At 41.5% G+C, this 1,499-nt stretch carries 1 protein-coding gene and 1 pseudogene; both read right to left on the bottom strand.

Features of this window, described 5'->3' with window-relative positions:
- Nucleotides 1-185: 185 nt before the first annotated feature.
- The gene (locus DFR77_RS12645; RefSeq protein WP_002218307.1) at nt 186-557 is read right to left on the bottom strand and encodes an SMI1/KNR4 family protein; all 372 of its coding nucleotides are present in this window, start codon (nt 555-557) and stop codon (nt 186-188) included.
- Nucleotides 554-1,499: pseudogene (gene mafB, locus DFR77_RS12640) on the bottom strand (polymorphic toxin MafB class 3); the annotation flags it as partial. The pseudogene mafB and the gene DFR77_RS12645, both read right to left, overlap by 4 nt.

The raw sequence follows: 1,499 nt of genomic DNA, 5'->3' as shown, positions 1-1,499 counted from the left end.
GCACTGCTTCATCGCTGTATCCATACCCCTCATGACTGTTATCAGCCTCTACGGATGGGGCGGAGTTACCCGTATGATTGCCGTATGGCCGGATACTTGTATCCGACAAAAATATTTGACGCGTCTATCGTTTCCGAAATGCCGCTGTTGAAAAATGTCGGATTCGAGAATCCGACCTACGGTTGCTACCAACCATCATTTTCAGCTTCTTTTAGCCAAGTATCAAAATTTTCAAAAGTCTCGTAATATTTTGTATTATCTAAATTAACTACTATAATTTTAGGATTACCTGATTTATCTGAAATATCAAAACAGGCAGCCCACTCTTGGTTTCTAGCAAAAGGTAATAGGTTTGGAATGCCAGTTATTTCAAAATAAATGTCAATTACTTCTGATATATTGCTTTCTGCATTTTCAAACCACCAAGGAAAAGAATATTGTTCATCGTAGTTAATGGCATGAGTGGATTGAGCTAATTTTAAATAACTTTGCGGATATTTAAATCCTTTAGGAAGCATTGCTTCAGGATACGGAACAAAACTATTTTGTTTTATCATTTCCTAAGTACCTTTACATCATAAATACTTCCGTTAGGAAATCTTTTGCTCCACCCTTCTGGAACTCCTTTTTGTGTTTCTTGCTTTCTAATTCGTAGCTGGATAGCTTCTCCCCAAGTTTGAGGCTCAATACCATCATGCTTAAACCTGATTCTCTCTTTTGATGATAATCGGTCATTAAAATTATGAACATTCGCTTCCACTTTTACCCCTGCTTCACGTGCTGCCATAATACGCGTGTTATCCATACTAGTAGGTGCTCCATCAGGCATATTAACAACATCAACCCTGTCGCCAACCCATGATTTTTTTTCGTTCATTGCAGCTACAAGAGAATCATAGTTGTAATTTGCACCACGCTTCTGATAGCTAACTGTAGCTTGTGAAAAAGATGTACGAGTAGGATCTATGATTTGTCTGCCTACCGGCAAGACATAATCTCCTGAAGAAGGTTTAATAGGCTTGTTCTTGCCAGCTATTTGCCCATCTAAAGTCTTTCGGGTAACAGTTGTTTCATAGCCGGTATTTTTAACCCAATCCCATTTGGTCGGGTTAAGTTCTACTTTTTTACCGCGCCAAACCGTACCTGCGGCCTCTGCTGCGGAAAGGGCAGTTTGGGCTGTTGCTGTTATATTCGGATGGGCATCAGCCCATTGTCTGGCGGAATTGATGCCGTCTTTTACCGCAAAAGCACTGTCCTGTAATAGGCTCGCGGCGGCAAGTTGTGCTTCCGGACTTAAATTTCCTAAATTGTGAATACCCTGTAAAGTTTTCCGTGCTGCCGCATAGGTTACCGGGTTTACCGCACTGTCTGTAATTGCCCCAACTCCCAATCCCTGAAAACCCGTTAAAAAAGGATTAACCGCACCTTGGACGATGCCGCGAATATCATCCATACGGTTAGCCCGCCAATTTTTATCGGGGTCGTTTTCCCATATCAGT

This window comes from Neisseria gonorrhoeae (assembly GCF_003315235.1).
GTDB classification, from domain to species: domain Bacteria; phylum Pseudomonadota; class Gammaproteobacteria; order Burkholderiales; family Neisseriaceae; genus Neisseria; species Neisseria gonorrhoeae.
Note: the sequence above shows the minus strand (reverse complement) of the source record. Positions and strands in the feature narration are given on the sequence as shown.

What these genes read in the sequence shown, in the direction of transcription:
- DFR77_RS12645 (WP_002218307.1), bottom strand. Translation starts at nt 557, where the DNA reads ATGATAAAACAAAATAGTTTTGTTCCGTATCCTGAAGCAATGCTTCCT.